The following is a 19,635-nucleotide window of genomic DNA, read 5'->3' as shown; positions in this document are numbered from 1 at the left end:
CAGGCATCCTCGGAGCTGAACCAGTCGAGGAAATCGTTCCAATTGGACGGGTGGTCTTTACCTGCCTCTGGGCTTGCGATATGCTGGATATCCATCCAGTACTCCGGGGCTGCTGGAGCTAAAAGGATACCCCTTACATGCATACAGTATTTGTGGGTCAAAAAAAGCACCTTGTGCACCCCTTGTCGACACTTTCCGGGCATGCCTGAACGGACTTTGCGGACGCCTTCGGGTGATCCACATGGGTTTTGGCACAATGACACCCCCTGAGGAAAACGAATGTCCAGCCCAGACTCCGCCCCAACCAGCTCGGGTGCCAGCACCCCGCCGGGCCCCAAAGAACCTTTGACCCCGGTCACCGCCGCCCTGGTGGAGTTCCTCGCCGAAGCACGCGTGCCGACCGAACACGGCAGCTTCACCATGAAGCTGTTCCGCGAAAAGGCCACCGGCCTGGAGCACGTGGCCATGGTCATGGGCGAGGTGCAGGGCAGCGCCCTGGTCCGCGTCCATTCCGAATGCATGACAGGCGATGTCTTCGGCTCCTTGCGCTGTGACTGCGGCCCCCAACTGCAGTTTGCCCTGAGCGAAATCGGCAAGCGCGGCAGCGGCGTGGTCGTCTACCTGCGCCAGGAAGGCCGTGGCATCGGCCTGGCCAACAAGCTGCGCGCCTACCAGTTGCAGGACCAGGGCCTGGACACCGTCGAGGCCAACCAGCACCTGGGCTTCGCAGCCGACCTGCGCAAGTTCGACGCCGCTGCCGAGATCCTCGCCACCCTGGGGGTGAAGTCGGTCAAGCTGATGACCAACAACCCGCGCAAGGTCCAGACCTTGAAAGAGCAGGGCGTGCAGATCGAAGAGCGCGTGCCCGTGCGCAGTGACGTCCAGCCTGAAAACGAGCGCTACCTGGGCACCAAAGCCCGCAAACTCGGCCACCACATCGACTGGCTGGGCTGAAAGCCGACATGCCGACCGACATGCCGCCCCTCGACGACCCGGAATCGGTCGACCCTGCGTTGCGCCAGCAAGTGGCGCGACGCAGCACGATGGTCAGCGTCGTGGTCAACATCGTGCTGACGGCGCTGCAACTCGCCGCCGGCATCTGGGCGCATTCGCAAGCCCTGGTGGCCGACGCCATCCACTCGCTGTCCGACCTGCTGTCTGATTTCCTGGTGCTGCTGGTCAACCGCCACAGCCACAAGGCAGCCGACGACAACCACCACTACGGTCACCAGCGCTACGAAACGGCAGCTTCGCTTGCCTTGGGGCTCCTGCTGTTTGCCGTGGGAGGCGGCATGCTGTGGGGCGCCATCGACCGCCTGACCCACGCCGAAGACATCCCCCAGGTGCAAGCCCTGGCGCTGTACGTGGCGGTCGGCACCTTGCTGGCCAAGGAGGCGCTGTTTCGCTACATGCTGGCGGGAGCTGAAAAAGTGCGATCGAGCATGCTGGTGGCCAATGCCTGGCACGCCCGCTCCGACGCGGCCTCATCGCTCGTGGTGGCGCTGGGCATCCTCGGCAACCTGCTGGGCTACCCTTTGCTGGACCCCGTTGCTGCGCTCATCGTCGGTCTGATGGTGCTGCGCATGGGCTGGCGCTTTGGCTGGGATGCCCTGCACGACCTCATGGACCGCGCCGCCTCGCAAGAGCAGATCGACCACATCCGCGAAACACTGTTGCAGACGCCCGGTGTGCAAGGCGTGCACGAATTGCGCACCCGCAAAATGGGCGACTTGATCCTGGTCGATGCTCACCTGGAGGTGGACGGCCAGCTCAGCGTGCGCGAGGGCCACGACATCGCATTGCAGGCACGCCAGCGCGTGATGGCAAGCCTGCCCGTTCTCAACGTGCAGACACACCTCGATCCAGTCTGACCGGCCATTCAGGCAGCGCGACCGCAGACCCGATTGCGGCCTTCGGACTTCGCCTGCTGCAAGGCCTGCTCGACCCGTTGCATCAGCGTGTCAACCAGCAGGTCAGGGTGCGCCTGGCAGGTCACCACGCCCACGCTGACGGTCATGTGGCGAGCCGTGGTCGAGCTTTCGTGACGGATCTGCAGCGACTCCACAGCCTGGCGCAGGCGCTCTGCCACGCCGTTGGCAAAAGAGGCGTCCGTGTTTGGCAGCACCACCAGGAACTCTTCGCCCCCCAACCGGGCCACCACGTCGGCAGGCCTGCGCAGCCCATCCTGGAGCACCCGGGCAACCTTTTGCAGGCATTCGTCGCCTGCCGTGTGCCCGTATCGATCGTTGAATTTCTTGAAGTGATCGATGTCGATGAGCAGCAGGCTCAGCGCGCTGCGATCACGCCAGGCGCGCTCCCAGACCAGGTTCAGGTGCTGCTGGATGTGTTTTTGGTTGTGCAGACCGGTGAGGGTGTCGATGCGCGAGATGTCTTTGAGCCGGGCATGCGCTTGCGTCAGGTCTCGCACCAGGCTGCGTTCGCGAAGGGTGCGCAAGAACCGCCGGCGCTCATCGCGCTCCATGAAGTAGTTGGCGCACAAGGTGAACAGGGCCACCGAGATCACCATGGACGAGATGGGCCACAGCAGCCGAGGTGGAAACGTCTCTTGTGACATCACGCTGGCCACGAAGATGCCCAGCATGATGGAAGTGAAGGTCAGCGCATACCAGAAGCGCATGCGCGAAACAACGTTGCCATACGTGATGACCACCATGTAGCCCACCGGAAAGAAGTGGACCATCGGGCTCTCGGAAAGCGGCATGACGATGGCCAGGCTGGCTGCAGCACCCACGCCGCCGAGCAGCATCAGCACGTCCACCAAGGCCAGCGGCATCAAGCGATGGAAGGGGTGAAAGCCCCGCCAGAACAAGAACAAAGAGAGCAGCGCAATCGGTGTGAAGACCAGCAGCCGCAACTGCGCAGCCAGCCACAGCATGTCCGGGATCATCAACTGATCGGCCAGCAGGTACCCGTTGTAGATCAGCAGGGAAATGAGGCTGCTGATGAGGAAGTGGCGTTCGCGAGCGGGCAGGGCATCGCGCTGAAAAGCCTCTTCCAGGTCCGTTGGGAAGGACATCAGCGGGAAGCCGTTTTCCAGCAGGTCCTGGATGCGCACCATGGTGGCGTGGTGCGAGCCCTGCACCGGGCGATCAAAATCGGTGGCTGGCGTGACCGGACGGGGCGAGAAGATGGCGCTCATGTCAGTCCTGTGTGCCAAATGCGATGACGCGGTTGCGACCGCGCTGGCGAGCCAGGTGCAAGGCCTCATCGGCCACGGCGATCAACTGCGTCGGGCTGGCATGCGGCGAGTCAGGACGCATGCACGACACCCCCAGGCTGACTGTGATGAGGTCGCGCTGATCTGGCCCATGGGGTTGGCGCAGGTTCTCCACCGCCTTGCGGATGCGCTCGGCCGCGCCCACAGCGGTCTGCAAGGTGGTGCCCACCATCAGCACCGCGAACTCTTCGCCGGCAAAGCGTGCCAGCAGGTCGTCCGGGCGCTGGAAATCAGCGCGGACCACGCCTGCGATGGCACGCAGGCATTCATCGGCGGCGCCCTGTCCCCGACTGGCCTGACAAGCCTTGAAGTGGTCCACCGCCAGCAGGATCAGTGAGACCTCCTGACCTGCCTGGCCCGCTTGGCGCCAGCGGTGCTCGAGCTCGGCATCGAAGTGCCGGCGGCTGGCCAACTCGGTCAGCTGGTCATTGCGAGAGGCCTCTTCGAGGCTGGCGTTGGCCTGCAAGAGCTCGTGCTGCAGGAGCCGTTCACGCATCAGCAACAGCCAGTTCTGGCGCACATCGCGCTCTTGCATGTACGCACCGTAGAGCGTGAAGACTGCGAGCGAGAGCACCGTCAGCGCAGCTGGCGCCATGATGGCGAACGGAGCCTGCGGCAGACGAGACCAGCCGTACAAAAACATGGCCATGACGAAAAAATCAAGGCACATGGCAGGCCTCAGGCGCATGCGTGCAACGGTGTTGCAGTACACCAGCACCACGCTCACGCTGATGAGATAAGGCCCGGCCATGGGATCGGTGCTGCCAACGCAGAGGTGGACGTTGATGACCGTCGAGACCATGCCTGCCAACACCAAAGCGCCTTCTCGCAAGGCCGGTGATTTGAGCTTCGTGAGCACGATCAAGCCCAGCAAGATGCATGGTGTGAACCACATCAGCCGCAGCCGCAAGGCGTCATCGAAGCGGTCGGGGATCATCATCCAGTCCGACAGCAACAGCCAATTGAACAGCACGCTGACCAAGGCGCCAGCGCCCAGCAAGGTCTGCAGGCGCTCCAGGGCTGTGTCGGTCTGAAAGCGCGACTCAAGGGGCGGCGGAAACCTCAGCATCCGCATGCCGCCATGCAGCAAGGCGTCGATGGCCCGGGCATCGGCTGCGGTGAGCCCATCTCGCGCATCGGCTTGCGGCATGGGCTCGGTGATGAGGGTGGTCACGGACGACACGTCGTCGAAATTCCTGCTGCTGACGTGAGGCGCCACGGCCTGTGGGCTTGACGCGCGGGGTTCAACGTGCTGTGGATGGACGATCGATCGTATCGGAAAGGTGTCTTGGACCGCGAGACGGCGAACGCTGGTTTTCCCTTGTGGGGCGCCGATTGTGCCTGTGGGTGAGGTCTTTGGCGTTTCGTTGTATTCGGCGTACACCAACCTTGGTTGACATAATATACATCGTCGCAACTTAATTGACTGTGCAGAAAATGAGCTTTGCTCAGGCTGGCAGCACATTCGGGCTAAAGTTCCACGGCCCGAACTCGTCCCATCAGCATGCCCCTGACCACCGCAACAACCCGCTTGGCCAACCTGTCTCTGGCATGCATGCTTTTGAGCGCCATCGCCTGGCAACCCGCCCAGGCCGGCAAGGTGCTCGACGGCATCCGCCAGCGCGGCCAACTCGTCTGCGGCGTCAGCAATGGGGTGGCGGGCTTTTCGGCGCCGGATGCCAAGGGACGCTGGCAAGGCCTCGACGTGGACATTTGCCGAGGGGTGGCCGCAGCGGTGCTGGGCAGCGGCGAAAAAGTGCGCTTTGCGCCGCTGAACTCGACACAGCGCTTCGCATCGCTGCAATCGGGCCAGGTCGACCTCCTTTCGCGCAACACCTCGTGGACGCTCACAAGAGACGCCTCGCTGGGGCTTCACTTCACCGCCATCACCTATTTCGACGGCCAGGGCTTCCTGGTGCCATCGAAGCTCAAGCTGACGACAGCCAAGCAGCTCAAGGGCGCCCAGGTGTGCGTGCAGGCTGGCACCACCACCGAAAAAAACCTGGCTGACTTCTCCCGCGCGCATGGCCTGGGCATCAAGCCCGTGGTGTTCGACACCTATGAAGCCGGCTTCAAGGCCTTGTTCTCGGGCCGCTGCCAGGCCTACACCGCCGATGCGTCAGCGCTGTCGAGCATCCGCAACAAGGAAGCCCCCAAGCCCCAGGACTACACCGTGCTGCCAGACCTGATCTCCAAGGAGCCGCTGGGTCCTGCCGTCAAACGCGGCGACGACGAATGGTTCGCCATCGTCAAGTGGACGATCTACGCGCTGCAGGAAGCCGAGGAGCTGGGCGTGACACAAGCCAAAGCGACCGCACTGGCCGCCAGCGCCGACCCGGCCATCCAGCGCCTGCTCGGTGGTGGCGAGGACATGGGCAAACTGCTGGGCCTGGACAAAACCTGGGCCTTGCGTGCCATCCAGGCCGTTGGCCACTACGGTGAAATCTTCGAGCGCAACGTGGGCCAGAACTCCGCTCTGGGACTGCCGCGTGGCCCCAATCGCCCCTGGAGCCAGGGCGGACTGATGTACGCGCCGCCGGTGCGCTGACCGCAGGAGCCATGCGCTTTGTCGGATTGGGGATTCCTGCAGCAGCCAGCCGGCTTTGACATCGGCGAGACAGGCCTGATGGCCTTCGACGCGATGCAACCCATGTGGTGGGCTTTCGTCGTGGGCCTGGGCAACACCTTGCGCGTGGCCCTGCCCTCGCTGCTGGCAGCCACCTCGCTGGGCCTGCTGCTGGCTTTGCTGCGCACTTCGCGGCTGCCTGGCTGGCGTCAGGCCGCGCAAGGGGTGATCGGCCTGATTCGGCACGTGCCGCTGCTGCTGCAGTTGCTGGTCTGGTATTTCCTGCTCATCGAGTGGCTGCCTGACTCGAGCCAGGCCCTGCCACTGTGGGGAGGGCTTTGGCTGAGCAAGGGTGGGCTGGCGTTTCCCTGGCCCGAGGTCTTCGAGAACACCTGGCGGCTGTCGTGGCCTGAGCAGGGCACCTTCAACGTCGGCGGTGGCGCCTCTGTCACGCCCGAATACCTGGCCGTGGCGCTGGCGCTGAGCACCTACACGGCGGCCTTCCTGGCCGAGGTCTTTCGCAGCGGCATCGAAGCGGTGCCCCGCAACCTGCTGGAGGCGGCCGACACCCTGGGCGCCACGCCTTGGCAGCGGATCCGGCTGGTGCTCATCCCGCAGGCGCTGCGCACCGTCGTGCCGCCCACCACCAACCAGTACCTCAACCTGGTCAAGAACTCTTCGCTGGCCGTGGCCGTGGGCTACCCCGATCTGGTCTCGGTGAGCACCACCGCACTGAACCAGAGCGGTCGGGTGCTGGCGTGCATCGCGGTGATGATGGCGGTGTACCTGACGCTGTCGCTGCTCACAGCGCTGGCCATGAACGCCTTCAACCGCCGTCACGCGCTCAAGGGGGCGGCATGAACAAGGCTGCTGGTTTGACTCTGCAAGGCCTGAGCCTGTTGTTGCTGGCCTGGTTGACTTGGCAACTGCTGCGCTGGGGCGTGATCGACGCCGTGTTCACGCCCGATGCCCAAGCCTGCCAGGCATTGGGTCGCGAGGCCGCCTGCTGGGGGGTGGTTGCGCAAAAAATCCGATGGCTGCTGTGGGGCACGCCCGAGCAATGGGGCGGCCTGCCGCTGACGCTGGTGCTGTTCTTCGGCAGTTGGGGCCTGTCGTGGCCACTGGGGGTGGGCTTGGCCCTGGCGCGCAGGTCTCAGTGGAGATGGCTGAGTTGGCCCGCTGCGGCCTTCATCGAAACCGTGCGCGGCGTGCCCCTGGTGGGCCTGCTGTTCGCGGCCGCCTTCTTGCTGCCTCTGTTTTGGTCAGGTGGCGAAGCGCCCTCGCTGGGCTGGCGAGCCGGGCTGGCGCTGACGCTCTTCTCGTCGGCCTACCTGGCTGAAATCGTGCGGGGGGGCTTGCAGGCCGTGCCACAGGAACAGTCCGAGGCGGCTGCCACGCTGGGCCTGGATTGGTGGAGCACGCAAAGACGCATCGTGCTGCCACAGGCCCTGCGCACGGTGCTGCCGGCGCTGACGGGCCATGCGATCGGCCTGCTCAAGGACACCTCGCTGGTGATGGTCATCGGTCTGCACGAGCTGACCGGTGGGCTTTCACTCAGCCTGGGAGGCGACCCGGATTGGCGGCCCTTCTACTTCGAGGCCTACCTGTTCGTGGGCGCGGTGTACGCCCTGCTCTGCCTGACGCTGTCCCGACTGGGGTTGCACCTGGAGCAGCGTTGGCAACGGGCTCAGGGCTGAATGCCCTGCCCACAGCCTAAAGCGATCACTGCTCGAAGCTGACTTCGGCGATCTCTTCAGGCAGCTCGATCTCTTGCGAGTCGATTTCCTGATCGAATTCTTCGCGAGCGTTGCCTTGCACCACGGGGATCAGCGGCTTGTCCAACGGACGGCACACGCGGCTTTGCAGGCGGTTCAGGCGCTCCGAACGCTCCATGGCTTCGAGGACGGCTTGCGGGTCCATCATCAGGGCGAAGGGGTTGGCGTACAGGCTGTGCTTCTGCATGGGGGGCCTCTGTGAAAAAAGTCCGTTGCGATGGACTCACTGTAGGCATCGAGGCCGTTTGCCGGTAGTCACCGCACAACCAAACCTCTTGTCAGAAATTCTCTGACACGCCCTTCAGAGGCACCCCTGGCCAAACCCTCGGTCAGGCCCGCGTGCGCGAGAACAATTGCGCGAAATTCTCGGATGTGATGCGACCGATCTCTTCGACCTCGCAGCCCTTGAGCTCGGCCAGTTGCTTGGCCACGTAGGGCACGTAAGCGGGCGAGTTGGTCTTGCCGCGGTACGGCACCGGCGCCAGGTAGGGACTGTCGGTTTCGATCAGGCAACGGTCCAGGGGCACGAAGCGCGCGACCTCTCGCAGGTCGGCCGCGTTCTTGAACGTGAGGATGCCCGAGAAAGAAATCATGAAACCCAGGTCGAGGGCCGCACGGGCGACTTCCTGCGTTTCGGTGAAGCAGTGGAAGACGCCCGTGACCTGGCCCTGCCCTTCTTCTTTCAGGATGCCGAGGGTGTCGGCGCTGGCCTCGCGGGTGTGGATCACCAGCGGCAACGAAGTCTGACGAGCGGCGCGCAGGTGCACGCGAAAACGCTCACGCTGCCAGGCCATGTCTTCGACGCTGCGCTCGCCCAGTCGGTAGTAGTCCAGACCCGTTTCGCCAATGCCGACCACGCGGGGCAACTGGCTGCGGCTGACCAGGTCTTCGAGCGTGGGCTCTTGGACGCCTTCGTTGTCGGGGTGCACGCCCACCGTGGCCCAGATGTTCGGGCATTGCAGCGCCACCGCATGAACCGCAGGGAACTCTTCCAGCGTGGTGCTGATGCACAGGGCGCGGTCCACCTGGTTGGCAGCCATGTCAGCCAGCACGAGGTCGAGCTTGCCCTGGTAGTCGGGGAAATTGAGGTGACAGTGGGAATCGACGAACATGGCTCAGGCGGGAAGTCAGGCGGGGCAGCCCGCGATGATGCCTGAAAGCCGTTACCCTGCGCCCGATCAGAGGATCAGAGCGTCTGTGTGGGCTTGCTCGAAGAGAGGTTGGTGCCCAGGATCTGCTCGATCTTCACACGCAGCAGGCGGGTCTTGTCGTCAGCCGGGAAGCGAACGCCCACGCCCTGGGTGCGGCCACCGGACGCGTTGGCAGGGGTGATCCAGGCGATCTTGCCTGCGACCGGGTAACGCTGGGGGTCTTCGGGCAGGGACAGCAGCAGGTAGATGTCGTCACCCAGGGTGTACTCGCGGGTGGTCGGCACGAACAGGCCGCCGTCGGTGAAAGCCGGGATGTAGGCGGCGTAGAGGGCGCCCTTTTCGCGGAACACCAGCTGGATCACGCTGGGCCGTTGGGCACCCGACGTGGTGCCGGGCAAGGACATGCCCGCTCCCCCCAAGGAGGAGGAAGCACCGGCAGTGCCTTTGCCGCCCACGGCAGCGAAGGCCGAAGGCATGGCAGTTGTCTGAAACTCGCTCATGTTGCTGGACAGTGTAACGTCGGGGGCCCAGGCCAGGCTGTGAAATTGGCCCCGCCGATCCGCTGCTTTACGTTCGCTAACAGCTCATTTCGGGGGGATGCTTCAGCCTCTGGGGTTCGCCCGCTCAGGACGGACCCGCAGGATCGCACGCGCTTGCAGCATCAGCGTTTCCATTTTGAGCGGCAAGTTCCAGGGGTGATCGGCATGGCGGCGAACCTTGCCCAGCTCCTGCGCCCACTGATTCAGGCGTCCCAGGTCTGGGGGCTGGGGCAGGCTTTCACGCGGGAAGTAGCGCGGCTGTGCACCCACGGCCAGGCGCGACAGGTCGTGGCACAGCTTCTGCAGCGTCTCGACCACCAGCGACAAGGGCCAGGCTGCCATGGGCCCCGGCTCACCCCGGGCCACACCATGCGGGATCAGCGGCCAAGTGCGCGCATCCAGGCCGAGTGCCTGGCGGTCTCGGGCGGTCAAGGGTTGCCCGCCTGAAGCCTGCAGCAACAAGCCGGCCGCAGCGGCGTCCAGGCCTGTTTCGCCCATGAGCCATTGGGTGGCGAGCTCCACCTCAGGGCTGGGCAGTGACCAGGCCTGGCAGCGGCTGCGCACGGTGGGCAGCAGTTGGTCCAGGGCCGAGCCGCTGAGCACGAAGCGCACCTGCCCCGGGGGCTCTTCCAGGGTCTTGAGCAGGGTGTTGGCCGCGATCGCGTTCATGCGCTCGACAGGGTGGATGAGCACCACCTTGGCCCTCCCGCGCGAGGCGGTGTTCTGCGAGAACTGCACCACCGCGCGGATGGCGTCCACCTTGATGTCCTGGCTGGGCTTGCGCGCCTTCCGGTCGGACTTGTCTTCGGAGGGGTCGCCGGCGTCGGGCGCATCCCATCCCAGGGTGGCCTGCAAGGCTTCGGGCAAGACGAGCATGACGTCGGGGTGCGAACCCGCATCAAGCAAGCGACAGGCTGTGCAGCGACCGCAAGCCGGGGCCACCGGCTGCCCGATGGGCGACTGCTCGCACAGCCAGGCCCGGGTCAAGGCCATGGCGAACTCGAACTGCCCCGTGCCGGGCAGGCCATGCAACAGCACGGCATGGTGGTGCAGTTGCCCCAGCGCGGTTTGCAGCGGGGTCTGCAGCCAAGGCCAAAGCGGAGCGGGTGAGCGGTCTTCGCTCATGCCAGCCCTTTCGTGGCGATGGCTTGGCGCACCTGCTCGGCGACGTCCTGCGGCGAGGCGTCGGCGCGGATGATGGCAAAGCGGCCTGGTTGTGCAGCCTGACGGGACAGGTAACCGTTTCGCACGCGGGTGAAAAACGCTTCGTCCAGGGCTTCGAATCGGTCGGGCTGGCGTGCGGCCTGCAGGCGGCCTGCCGCCACGGCTGGAGGCAGGTCAAACAGCAGGGTCAGCTCGGGCTGAAGCCCTTCTTGCACCCATGCTTCGAGTTGCGCCAGCACAGCCTGCTCAAAGCCTCGACCTGCTCCCTGGTACGCAAACGTGGCGTCGGTGAAGCGGTCGCAAAGGATCCAGGCGCCACGCGCCAGCGCCGGGCGGATGACTTGCTGGATGTGGTCGCGGCGAGCGGAGAACACCAGCAGGGCTTCCGTGAGGGGGTCCATGCTGTCATGCAGCACGAGTTCGCGCAGCTTTTCGGCCAGCGGGGTGCCGCCGGGCTCGCGGGTACGCACCACGTCCCTGCCCTGCTGGCGCCAGGCCTGCTCGAGTGCATCGATGTGGGTGGTCTTGCCGGCACCGTCGATGCCCTCGAAGGTGATGAAGCGGCCTTGGAGGCTCATGGGCTCTTCCTGGGTCTGCGTTGGTATTGGTCGACCGCGCGATTGTGATCGCTCAGGTTCTCGCTGAAGGCGCTGCTGCCGTCACCGCGAGCCACGAAGTACAGGGCCCTGGAGGAGGCCGGCTGAACGGCCGCCAGCAGCGAGGCCTTGCCCGCCATGGCGATCGGCGTGGGCGGCAAGCCGCGGCGGGTGTAGGTGTTGAACGGGGTGTCTTCCTGAAGGTGGCTGCGACGGAGGTTGCCGTCGAAGGCCTCGCCCAACCCGTAGATCACGGTGGGATCCGTCTGCAAGGGCATGCCGATGCGCAGGCGGTTGTGGAAAACCGACGAGATCATGGGGCGGTCCGAGGCGCGACCTGTCTCTTTCTCAACGATGGACGCCAGGATCAGTGCTTGCTGAGGGTTGACCAAGGGGGAGCCGGGCTGGCGCTGTTGCCAGGCCGCGTCGAGTTGCCTTTGCAGCGCGTGGTGGGCGCGTTTGAGCACGGCCAGGTCGGTAGAGCCTTTCGCGTAGGCGTAGGTGTCCGGGAAGAACTGCCCCTCGGCAGGCACGCCCGGCGAGCCGATAGCGGCCATGATGGCCTGCTCGCTCATGCCCCGTGTGGCGGGTTTGATGCCTTCGGCCTGAGCCAGGGCGGCGAGGAATTGCCGGAAGGTCCAACCTTCGATCAGGCGCACGACGGACAGGCGCTCGTCGCCCTGCACCATCATGCGCAGCAGGTCGCGTGGGGAGGTGCCCGGGCCGGCCTCGTAGTTGCCGGCCCGGATCAACCTGGCGTCACCCGAGAACCTGAACCACTGGTAGAGCAGCCAGTCGGGCGTGTCGATGCCAGCAGCCACCCAGCCACGGGCGATTTCACGGGGCGTCTGGCCTGGCTCGATGGCGAGCTCGGCAGCCTCTGCCCGCAGTGGCAAGGGGCGCTGCAACCACCAGGCACCCGCAGCCAGCAAGGCGGCTGTCAGCAGCAAAAGCACTGACAAAAAGGCCCGAGCGACCCCGCCCGCCTGTTGTCGAGGCGAGCGGGGGCAATGACCTGGGCATGAGGGGGTGTGTACCCGAGTGGAATGCATGTGCATGGAGGGCATGATCATAATCACCCCATGAACGCCAACCTGATCTCGCTCACTCAGCCCGTCTCTTCCTGGCAAGGCGCCCTGCCCTTGTCCGACCTCGCTGTGATCCGGGCTGAAGGCCCGGACGCGGCGGCCTTCCTGCACGGGCAACTCAGCCAGGACGTCAACCACCTGGGGCCCACCGAGGCGAGGCTGGCCGCTAATTGCTCGGCAAAGGGGCGCATGCAGGCTTCGGCCCTGCTCTTGCGCCCCGCTGACGAGCAGGTCTGGTTGCTGACAGACGCAGGCATCCTGCCCGGCTGGCTCAAGCGCCTGAAGATGTTCGTGCTGCGATCGAAAGTGCAACTCACCGAAGGTGGCTTGCAGGCCTGGGGGTTGGCGGGAGAATCCGCGAGCAAATTCCTGGGTGATGCCGCCAAAGCGCCGGTGTGGTCAAGCCAGCCCCTTGCTTCAGGGCAGCTGGTGCGCCTGCCTGACGTGCAACAGGTGCCAAGGTGGCTGTGGTTGGGCGCTCCCGAGGCTGCGGCTTGGCTGACCGACCTCCCTGCGTTGCCTGAGTCCGCGTGGTCGTCCCTGGAGGTGCTTTCGGGCATTCCCCGCGTGACGGAGGCCACCTTCGACCAGTTCGTGCCGCAGATGGTGAACTTCGAGCTGGTGGGCGGGGTGAACTTCCAGAAGGGTTGCTACCCCGGTCAAGAGATCGTGGCGCGCAGCCAGTACCGTGGCTCGGTCAAGCGTCGCGCTTTCCTGGCCGAGGTGCAAGGCTCGGCCAGGCCTGGCCAGGAAGTGTTTGCCTCGTCGGACACAGGACAACCCGCCGGCATGGTCGTCCTGGCTGCGCAGCTGCCTCAGGAGGTCAACGCCTCCAACGAAGCTCCTCATGTGGTGTTGCTCGAGCTCAAGTTGGCGAGCGCCGCTGACGTGATCACGCTGGGTGCCGCCGATGGCCCCGCCTTGCGCTTGTTGCCCCTGCCCTACGACATGCCTTCGCCCGATGGCGATGCATGAATGCGGCGGTGCGTCAATTTCTTAACGGCAATCGACCTCACCGCAGCGCCTCATGCACCATGTGGGGTGAATGGGCGCCGCTCATCGGGTACGCTCAGATCGCTTTTCCACTGAGTTCCACTGTGCATGGGTCGAGATGAGGTCAAAGGCTGACACCCCCGCATCGCTGTTCATCTATTTCAAGCTGAGCGCTTCGCGAGCCCCGCAGGCCTTGCAAAGGCTGGCTGCCATGCAGGACGGGCTGCGATCTCGCCACCCGGGCCTGACCGCACGCCTGCTGGCGCGCACCGATGGCCGGGAAGTCGCGGAGCCCACCTGGATGGAAATCTACGAGCACCCACAAGGCCTGAGCGCAGCGTTCCTGGCCGACCTGGAGGCTGCGGTGGGAGCCTTGCCAACAGGGCTGATCGCCCCCCGTCACACCGAAACTTTCGCTGAGCTCCCCTTGCCTGCCGGGCAGTGGGACTGAAGGAGGCTGCCGCCATGTGTCTCGTTGCTTTTGCTCTGGACCAATCCAGTCGATTCCCCTTCGTCATGGCGGCCAACCGCGATGAATTCTTCGATCGCCCCGCTGCCCGTTTGGGCTGGTGGGAGCCCGATGGCGGCGGTCCGGCCATCCTGGGCGGACGCGACCTTCACGCGGGTGGCACCTGGCTGGGGCTGACAGCATCGGGCCGTTTGGGGATGGTCACCAACATCCGCAACCCACAGGACATGGACCCCCAGGCGCCATCGCGCGGATCGATCGTGCCCGATTGGCTCAAGGGAGAACTGAGCATGCCCATGTTGTGGCCGCGCCTGGCCATGTCGGGCTACAACGGCTTCAACCTGATCGCGCTCGACTTCGCGCAAGGCGAATGTTTTTGGGTCAACAACCGGCAGCTTTATCCGGAGCGGCTGACCAAGGGCATTTTCGGCCTGTCGAACGCGCAGCTCAACACCCCCTGGCCCAAGGTGCAAAACCTCAAGGCCGCGCTGCGTGGCGCCTTGACTCAGGCCCAGGATGCCGAGGACATGGCATCGGTGCTGTTCGACGCGCTGGCCGACGACACACGCGCTGCCGACACGCAGCTGCCGCGCACAGGTGTTTCGCACGAGTGGGAGCAGTTGTTGTCCTCGGCCTTCATCCGCGATGGGCAAGGCTTGTACGGCACACGCTGTTCGACCGTGATCGTGACCGAGCGACACAACAAACGGCTGATCACGCACGTGATGGAGCGCACCTTCTCGCCACAGTCGAACCTGGCGCTGATGCGCCGAGTGAGCCTGCGCAATTGGCCGCCACGCCACACGATGTCGTCGGCTGACGTGGCCAAGCTGGAGGCCACCCTGCCGCCACCGTCGCTGCGACACGACGAGGTGTTCGAGAGCAGCGACATCACCGAGCACGATGAGACCGAGGTGAACGCGATGTCCGAGACCCGGCGTCACCGTGCCCGCAGCCTGATCAAACCCGCAGCCGGGCTGGGCATCAAAGCCTGAGTGTCATGCGCTGGTGGGGAATGCCCACCTCGTCGAAGATGGCGCCTTGCGGCTCGAACCCTGCCTGGGCGTAAAGCGGCATGGCAGAGACCTGCGCGTGCAGCGACAGCTGCGTCTTGCCCAGCAGGCGGGCCTCGGCGATCAGCGCCGACAGGATCAAACGGGCCAAGCCAACGCCTCGGCTGCTGCGCAGCACGGCCAAGCGACCGATGCGAGCTTGCTCGGGTCCATCGTCGGGCGCCTCCCCGCTGAGGATGAGCCGGCCCGTCCCAAGCGGCAGGCCGCTCAGGTTGGTGACCACCGCGTGCACGGCCGAAGCATCGTCGGCATCCCACTCTTCGGTTGACGGGATGCCCTGCTCTTCGATGAACACGGCGGTGCGCACGGCGCGGGCGGCCTCCTGCTGGCTGCTCCAGTTGCCGAGTTGCACGTCGTGCACGGCCCTGCCCTGCTCCCACGCGTCAAGCTGCTCACGCAGGCTGGCAGGCACGGGGCTGGAGCGGCCAGTGGCCAGGCTGGTGTGCACGTAAACCACCTCGCCGGTCACGATGAGGCGCCCGTGGCACCAGGCTGCCCATTGCAGCGTCAGCGAGGAGTTGCCGATGCGTTCGCAGCGGATGCCGATGTCCAGCCAGTCGTCGAGACGCGAAGGAGCGTGGTACTCGAGCGTGTTGCGGCGAACGAAGATGTCGCCACCCGCATGCTTGAACGCATCCGGGTAAGGCAAACCGACGGCGCGCCAGTAGTCACTTGAAGCGACGTCGAGGTAGTTCAGGTAGTGGCCATTGAAGACCACCTGCTGGGCATCGACTTCCGACCACCGCACGCGCAGGCGGTGGTGGAAGCGGAAGTCAGCGGGAAGGCTCATGGACGAGCGTGTCCGCGGTGGATGCCCGGCGCGCGGTCAGCGCAGCTCGCGACGCAGGATCTTGCCCACTGGGGTCTTGGGCAGCTCTTCGGTGCGGAACTCGACGATGCGCGGGATCTTGTAGCCCGTCAGGTTCTTGCGGCAGTGCTCGATGATCGCTTCCTTGGTCAGGCCCGGGTTGCGCGGCACGATGATGACCTTGACGCGCTCGCCAGCGGCCTCATCGGGCACGCCCACGGCGGCCACTTCCTTGACGTCAGGGTGCATGGCCACGACGTCTTCGATCTCGTTCGGGTAGACATTGAAGCCCGAGACCAGGATCATGTCCTTCTTGCGGTCCACGATCTTGAGGAAGCCGTTCTCGTCCATCACGGCGACGTCACCGGTGGCCAGCCAGCCTTCGCTGTCGATGACCTTGGCGGTCTCTTCGGGGCGGTTCCAGTAGCCCTTCATGACCTGCGGGCCGCGCACGCACAGCTCGCCCGGCTCGCCGATGTTGGCCCAGGAGCCGTCGTCACGGCGGCAGCGCACTTCGGTCGAAGGCACGGGCACGCCGATGGAGCCAGTGAACACCGGGCGCGGCTTGCTCAGGTCGACCGGGGCCTGCGTCACGATGGGCGAGCACTCGGTCAGGCCGTAGCCTTCGACGATGGGGCAGCCAGTGACCTGGTTCCAGCGCTCGGCGGTGCTGCGCATCAGGGCCATGCCGCCCGCGATGGGCAGCTTGAGCTTGGAGAAGTCGAGCTTGGCGAACGCCGGGTCTTCCAGGAAGGATGCGAACAGCGTGTTCACGCCCGAGATGCCCGAGAAGCGCTCGTTCTTGAGGATCATCATCACGCGCTTGGTGTCGCGCGGGTTGGCCACCAGGATGTTGCGACCGCCCAGTGCCATGAAGATCAGGCCGTTCACGGTCAGCGAGAAGATGTGGTACATCGGGATGAGCGTGACCACGGTCTCGACGTCGTCCGTCAGTTGACCTTCGGCGAAAGCCAGGGCCTGCTGGCAGTTGGCCAGCACGTTGCGGTGCGTGAGCATCGCGCCCTTCGAAACACCCGTGGTGCCGCCGGTGTACTGCAGGAAAGCCAAGTCGTCGGGCTTGACGTCGGCCGGCTTGAACTTGGCCTTGGCGCCGTCCTTGAGCACATCGCGCATCCACTTGGCGCCCGGCAGGCTGTAGGCCGGCACCATCTTCTGGACCTTGCGCAGCACGAAGTTCAGCAGGCGGCCCTTGGCGTTGATGAAACCGTCAGAGAGCAGGTCGCCGATCTGGGTCAGCACCACGCGCTTGACGCCGGTGCCGGGCATGGCATCTTGCAGCGTCTTGGCGAAGGTCTCCATCACGATGATGGTTTCGGCGCCGCTGTCCTTGAGGGCGTGGGCCAGTTCACGCGAGGTGTAGAGCGGGTTGATGTTGACCACCACCGCGCCCAGCTTGAGCACCGCGAACAGGCACACCGGGTACTGGAAAGTGTTGGGCAGCATGATGGCGACGCGGTCGCCCTTCTTGACGCCCTGGCCTTGCAGCCAGCCGGCGAAGGAGCTCACCAGGCGATCGAGCCGATCGTTCGTCATCTCCGTGCCGATGCTCACGAAGCCCGGTCGCTGGCGGAACTTGTTGACGCACTCGTCGAAGTACTGTCCGAGGGACTGGTACTTGTTGATGTCGATCTCGTGGACCACGCCCTTCACGTAGGACGACAACCAGATGCGGTTGGTGGACCCATCGGGGTTGACGATGGACATGCCCGGCTGCAGGGCGGCGGCGGATTGGCTCATCTGGATCTCCTCGTGTACCGGCGCCATGACTGCTTTTGAACTGGCGCGGGGGCGACTAGCGGCCCGTTTCATGACGACAGCCCCGGTGGGGTTGCCGGGGCCGCCATGTTGCTTTTTGTCTCAGCTTTCGAGTTTAGCAACCCTGGTGACCGATCGATTCACGATCTGGCACATCAGGGTCGTCAAACCTTCAATGCGCCCATCAGCGCTCCAGGATCGCGACCACGCCCTGACCGCCGGCCGCGCAGATGGAGATCAGGCCACGGCCCGAACCCTTCTGGGCCAGCATCTTGGCCAGCGAAGCCACGATGCGGCCACCGGTGGCGGCGAACGGGTGGCCAGCGGCCAGCGAGGAGCCGTTGATGTTGAGCTTGCTGCGGTCGATCGAGCCCAGCGGCTTGTCCAGGCCCAGGCGCTCCTTGCAGTACTTCGGATCTTCCCAGGCCTTGAGGGTGCACAGCACCTGGGCAGCGAAGGCTTCGTGGATTTCATAGAAATCGAAGTCCTGCAGCGAGATGCCGGCGCGGTTGAGCATGCGAGGCACGGCGTAGGCCGGGGCCATCAGCAGGCCTTCCTTCTTGTTGAAGAAGTCGACAGCGGCGACTTCGGAGAAGGTGATGTAAGCCAGCACCGGCAGGTTGCGAGCCTTGGCCCACTCTTCGCTGGCCAGCAGCACGGCGGAAGCGCCGTCGGTCAGCGGGGTCGAGTTGCCCGGGGTCAGGGTGCCTTGGCCCGGGGCGATCTTCTTGTCGAAGCAAGGCTTGAGCGAGCGCAGCTTCTCGATGGACAGGCCTTCGCGCAGGTTGTTGTCCTTGCTCACGCCTTTGAACGGCGTCATCAGGTCGGCGAAGAAGCCTTCCTTGTAGGCGCGGGCCAGGTTGGCGTGGCTGGCTGCGGCCAGTTGGTCCTGCTCTTCACGGGGAATGCCCCACTCGCGGGCCATCAGCTCGGCGTGCTCGCCCATCGAGTAGCCAGTGCGGGGCTCGCCGTTCTTCGGGATGTTCGGCTTGAGCAGCATCGAAGGACGGATCTTGGCCAGCGCCTTGAGTTGCTCGCCGGTGCTCTTGCCACGGTTGGCTTCGAGCAGGATCTTGCGCATCTTCTCGTTGACGCCGATGGGCGCGTCGGAGGTGGTATCCACGCCACCGCCGATGCCGCACTCGATGTGGCCCAGGGCGATCTTGTTGGCCACCAGCATGATGGCTTCGAGGCCGGTGCCGCAAGCCTGTTGCAGGTCGTAGGCCGGGGTCTCGGGCGACAGCGTGGTCGACAGCACGGTCTCGCGCACCAGGTTGAAGTCACGGCTGTGCTTCATGACGGCGCCGGCGGCGACATCGCCCAGGCGTTCGCCGTGCAGGTTGAAGCGGTCGACCAGGCCCTGGAAGGTGGCCGTCAGCATGTCCTGGTTGGAGACGTGCGAGTAGACAGTGTTGGAGCGGGCGAAGGGGATGCGATTGCCACCGATGATGGCGACGCGACGGATGGTGCTCATGAAAGGTCCTTGGGGTAAAGGGTGTTCGATGCGGTGAATCGGCGGTGCGGTGGCTCAGTACCGGACGAGGCCGCGCAGGTGAGGCTTGTCGCCCTTGGCATTGCGGACTTCGAAGACGGCCTCGCCTTCGCCACGGTTGGCCCACAGCGAAGCGCGCGCCGGCAGGAACAGCGGCGTCTTGAACTCGACGATCACCTCGGTCTGCTCGACGGCTTCGCGCGGCATCAGGGTGGCCAGAGCTCGGGCCTTGGTCCACATGCCGTGAGCAATCGCCTTCTTGAAACCGAGGAACTTGGCAGTCAGCGCCGAGAGGTGAATCGGGTTGATGTCGCCCGAGACCCGGCCATAGCTGCGGCCGATGCCGGCACCTGCGAAGAAATCTGCCTGGTGGGCCAGCGGGCGCTCGTCGTTGATCTGGCTGACATATGGCTCGCCACGCGGCTGCTTGACGCCCATGCGCAGCAAGGTCCAGGTGCTCTCCCACACCACCACGCCATCGCGCAGGGCGCGTGCGTGCAGCGTGAAGACCTGCCCCTTGTCGTGCTTGTAGAGCTCGCCCGTGCGAACCTCGATGCGCAGCTTGTCGCCCACGTTGATGCGCTTGAGCAGCTTGGCGCTGTTGGCCAGGTGCACCAGGCCCATGGCCGGCCACGGGAAGGCCTTGGAGCCGAACAGCATCATGGCCAGCGGGAAGGCGTCCATGTGCGGCACCAGCATGGGCACGCCGTGGGCTTCGGCGAAACCGCAGACCTTGGCGTAGGCCTTCACGCGCTTGGCGTCGATGGTGACGCTGGGGCGCACATAGGTGACCTCAGGCAACGCATCCACCGCACCGCTGCGCTTGCTGCTCGAGCGCAGCGCACCGAGGTTGAGCGCGATGGCGCTGGGCAGCTTCTTGACTTCGATGATCTTCATGGCTGCAGGC

Annotated in this window: 20 protein-coding genes; 8 read left to right on the top strand and 12 right to left on the bottom strand. The window is 65.1% G+C overall.

All coding sequences use genetic code 11. The annotated features are described in order from the left end of the window. The first annotated feature begins 279 nt into the window (after positions 1 to 279). Both ribA and ABG80_RS01615 read left to right on the top strand, forming a co-directional pair. A complete protein-coding gene (gene ribA / locus ABG80_RS01620) occupies positions 280 to 954 on the top strand; it encodes a GTP cyclohydrolase II (protein ID WP_083505708.1) in 675 nt (224 codons plus the stop codon). An 8-nt stretch (positions 955 to 962) separates the two neighbouring features. Continuing rightward, positions 963 to 1,871 carry a cation diffusion facilitator family transporter gene (locus tag ABG80_RS01615; RefSeq protein ID WP_058086026.1) on the top strand — a complete coding sequence of 303 codons (909 nt, stop codon included), beginning with the start codon at positions 963 to 965 and terminating at the stop codon, positions 1,869 to 1,871. 8 nt (positions 1,872 to 1,879) lie between these two features. Here the strand turns inward: ABG80_RS01615 and ABG80_RS01610 are convergent, their stop codons facing one another. Beyond that, the gene (locus ABG80_RS01610; RefSeq protein ID WP_058086025.1) at positions 1,880 to 3,160 is read right to left on the bottom strand and encodes a GGDEF domain-containing protein; all 1,281 of its coding nucleotides are present in this window, start codon (positions 3,158 to 3,160) and stop codon (positions 1,880 to 1,882) included. Position 3,161: 1 nt separating this feature from the next. Next, complete coding sequence (locus ABG80_RS01605; RefSeq protein WP_058086024.1) at positions 3,162 to 4,457, bottom strand: GGDEF domain-containing protein; 1,296 nt, start codon at positions 4,455 to 4,457, stop codon at positions 3,162 to 3,164. A 336-nt stretch (positions 4,458 to 4,793) separates the two neighbouring features. On the opposite strand from ABG80_RS01605, the gene ABG80_RS01600 reads away from it, so the two are divergent. The 3 genes from ABG80_RS01600 to ABG80_RS01590 are packed head-to-tail and all read left to right on the top strand — an operon-like array spanning position 4,794 to position 7,501. Continuing rightward, on the top strand, positions 4,794 to 5,786 hold the full coding sequence (locus ABG80_RS01600) for an amino acid ABC transporter substrate-binding protein (protein ID WP_235513713.1): 993 nt from the start codon (positions 4,794 to 4,796) through the stop codon (positions 5,784 to 5,786). An 18-nt stretch (positions 5,787 to 5,804) separates the two neighbouring features. Continuing rightward, positions 5,805 to 6,665 carry an ABC transporter permease subunit gene (locus tag ABG80_RS01595; RefSeq protein WP_058086022.1) on the top strand — a complete coding sequence of 287 codons (861 nt, stop codon included), beginning with the start codon at positions 5,805 to 5,807 and terminating at the stop codon, positions 6,663 to 6,665. Further along, a complete protein-coding gene (locus tag ABG80_RS01590) occupies positions 6,662 to 7,501 on the top strand; it encodes an amino acid ABC transporter permease (RefSeq protein WP_058086021.1) in 840 nt (279 codons plus the stop codon). The genes ABG80_RS01595 and ABG80_RS01590 overlap by 4 nt, the downstream gene beginning before the upstream one ends. 25 nt (positions 7,502 to 7,526) lie before the next feature. Here the strand turns inward: ABG80_RS01590 and ABG80_RS01585 are convergent, their stop codons facing one another. From ABG80_RS01585 to mltG, 6 genes are all read right to left on the bottom strand, one after another. After that, positions 7,527 to 7,766, bottom strand: coding sequence for a hypothetical protein (locus ABG80_RS01585; protein ID WP_058086020.1), 240 nt, complete (start codon positions 7,764 to 7,766; stop codon positions 7,527 to 7,529). A 142-nt stretch (positions 7,767 to 7,908) separates the two neighbouring features. After that, positions 7,909 to 8,691 (bottom strand): TatD family hydrolase, encoded by a 783-nt coding sequence (locus tag ABG80_RS01580; protein WP_058086019.1) that lies wholly within the window; start codon positions 8,689 to 8,691, stop codon positions 7,909 to 7,911. Positions 8,692 to 8,765: 74 nt separating this feature from the next. Beyond that, entirely contained in the window at positions 8,766 to 9,134 is a 369-nt protein-coding gene (locus ABG80_RS01575) for a PilZ domain-containing protein (protein ID WP_058086054.1), read from the bottom strand. Between the two features lie 198 nt (positions 9,135 to 9,332). After that, entirely contained in the window at positions 9,333 to 10,394 is a 1,062-nt protein-coding gene (gene holB / locus ABG80_RS01570) for a DNA polymerase III subunit delta' (protein WP_058086018.1), read from the bottom strand. Next, positions 10,391 to 11,011, bottom strand: coding sequence for a dTMP kinase (gene tmk, locus ABG80_RS01565; RefSeq protein WP_058086017.1), 621 nt, complete (start codon positions 11,009 to 11,011; stop codon positions 10,391 to 10,393). The genes holB and tmk overlap by 4 nt, the downstream gene beginning before the upstream one ends. Next, positions 11,008 to 11,979 carry an endolytic transglycosylase MltG gene (gene mltG / locus ABG80_RS01560; RefSeq protein ID WP_058086016.1) on the bottom strand — a complete coding sequence of 324 codons (972 nt, stop codon included), beginning with the start codon at positions 11,977 to 11,979 and terminating at the stop codon, positions 11,008 to 11,010. The genes tmk and mltG overlap by 4 nt, the downstream gene beginning before the upstream one ends. A gap of 132 nt (positions 11,980 to 12,111) precedes the next feature. Between mltG and ygfZ the strand changes: the two genes are divergently transcribed. The 3 genes from ygfZ (at position 12,112) to ABG80_RS01545 (ending at position 14,574) form a co-directional block, all read left to right on the top strand. Then, positions 12,112 to 13,092, top strand: coding sequence for a CAF17-like 4Fe-4S cluster assembly/insertion protein YgfZ (ygfZ, locus tag ABG80_RS01555; protein WP_058086015.1), 981 nt, complete (start codon positions 12,112 to 12,114; stop codon positions 13,090 to 13,092). Positions 13,093 to 13,228: 136 nt separating this feature from the next. Then, positions 13,229 to 13,561, top strand: a complete 333-nt coding sequence (locus ABG80_RS01550) for a DUF4936 family protein (protein WP_058086014.1) — start codon at positions 13,229 to 13,231, stop codon at positions 13,559 to 13,561. A 14-nt stretch (positions 13,562 to 13,575) separates the two neighbouring features. Beyond that, the gene (locus ABG80_RS01545; protein WP_083505704.1) at positions 13,576 to 14,574 is read left to right on the top strand and encodes an NRDE family protein; all 999 of its coding nucleotides are present in this window, start codon (positions 13,576 to 13,578) and stop codon (positions 14,572 to 14,574) included. On the opposite strand, the gene ABG80_RS01540 is transcribed toward ABG80_RS01545, so the two are convergent. The 4 genes from ABG80_RS01540 to ABG80_RS01525 form a co-directional block, all read right to left on the bottom strand. Beyond that, positions 14,564 to 15,442 (bottom strand): YbgC/FadM family acyl-CoA thioesterase, encoded by an 879-nt coding sequence (locus tag ABG80_RS01540; RefSeq protein WP_058086012.1) that lies wholly within the window; start codon positions 15,440 to 15,442, stop codon positions 14,564 to 14,566. The genes ABG80_RS01545 and ABG80_RS01540 overlap by 11 nt on opposite strands. Before the next feature lie 36 nt (positions 15,443 to 15,478). Continuing rightward, positions 15,479 to 17,218 (bottom strand): AMP-binding protein, encoded by a 1,740-nt coding sequence (locus tag ABG80_RS01535; RefSeq protein ID WP_407638723.1) that lies wholly within the window; start codon positions 17,216 to 17,218, stop codon positions 15,479 to 15,481. 202 nt (positions 17,219 to 17,420) lie between these two features. Next, complete coding sequence (locus ABG80_RS01530) at positions 17,421 to 18,710, bottom strand: acetyl-CoA C-acetyltransferase (RefSeq protein WP_058086010.1); 1,290 nt, start codon at positions 18,708 to 18,710, stop codon at positions 17,421 to 17,423. A 54-nt stretch (positions 18,711 to 18,764) separates the two neighbouring features. Beyond that, positions 18,765 to 19,625, bottom strand: a complete 861-nt coding sequence (locus ABG80_RS01525; protein WP_058086009.1) for a MaoC/PaaZ C-terminal domain-containing protein — start codon at positions 19,623 to 19,625, stop codon at positions 18,765 to 18,767. Positions 19,626 to 19,635: the final 10 nt, after the last annotated feature.

Origin of the sequence: Aquabacterium parvum (assembly GCF_001447195.1) — a bacterium.
In the GTDB taxonomy this organism is placed as follows: domain Bacteria; phylum Pseudomonadota; class Gammaproteobacteria; order Burkholderiales; family Burkholderiaceae_C; genus Aquabacterium; species Aquabacterium parvum.
The sequence above is the reverse complement of the archived record's forward strand: the minus strand, read 5'-3'. Positions and strand labels throughout refer to the sequence as shown.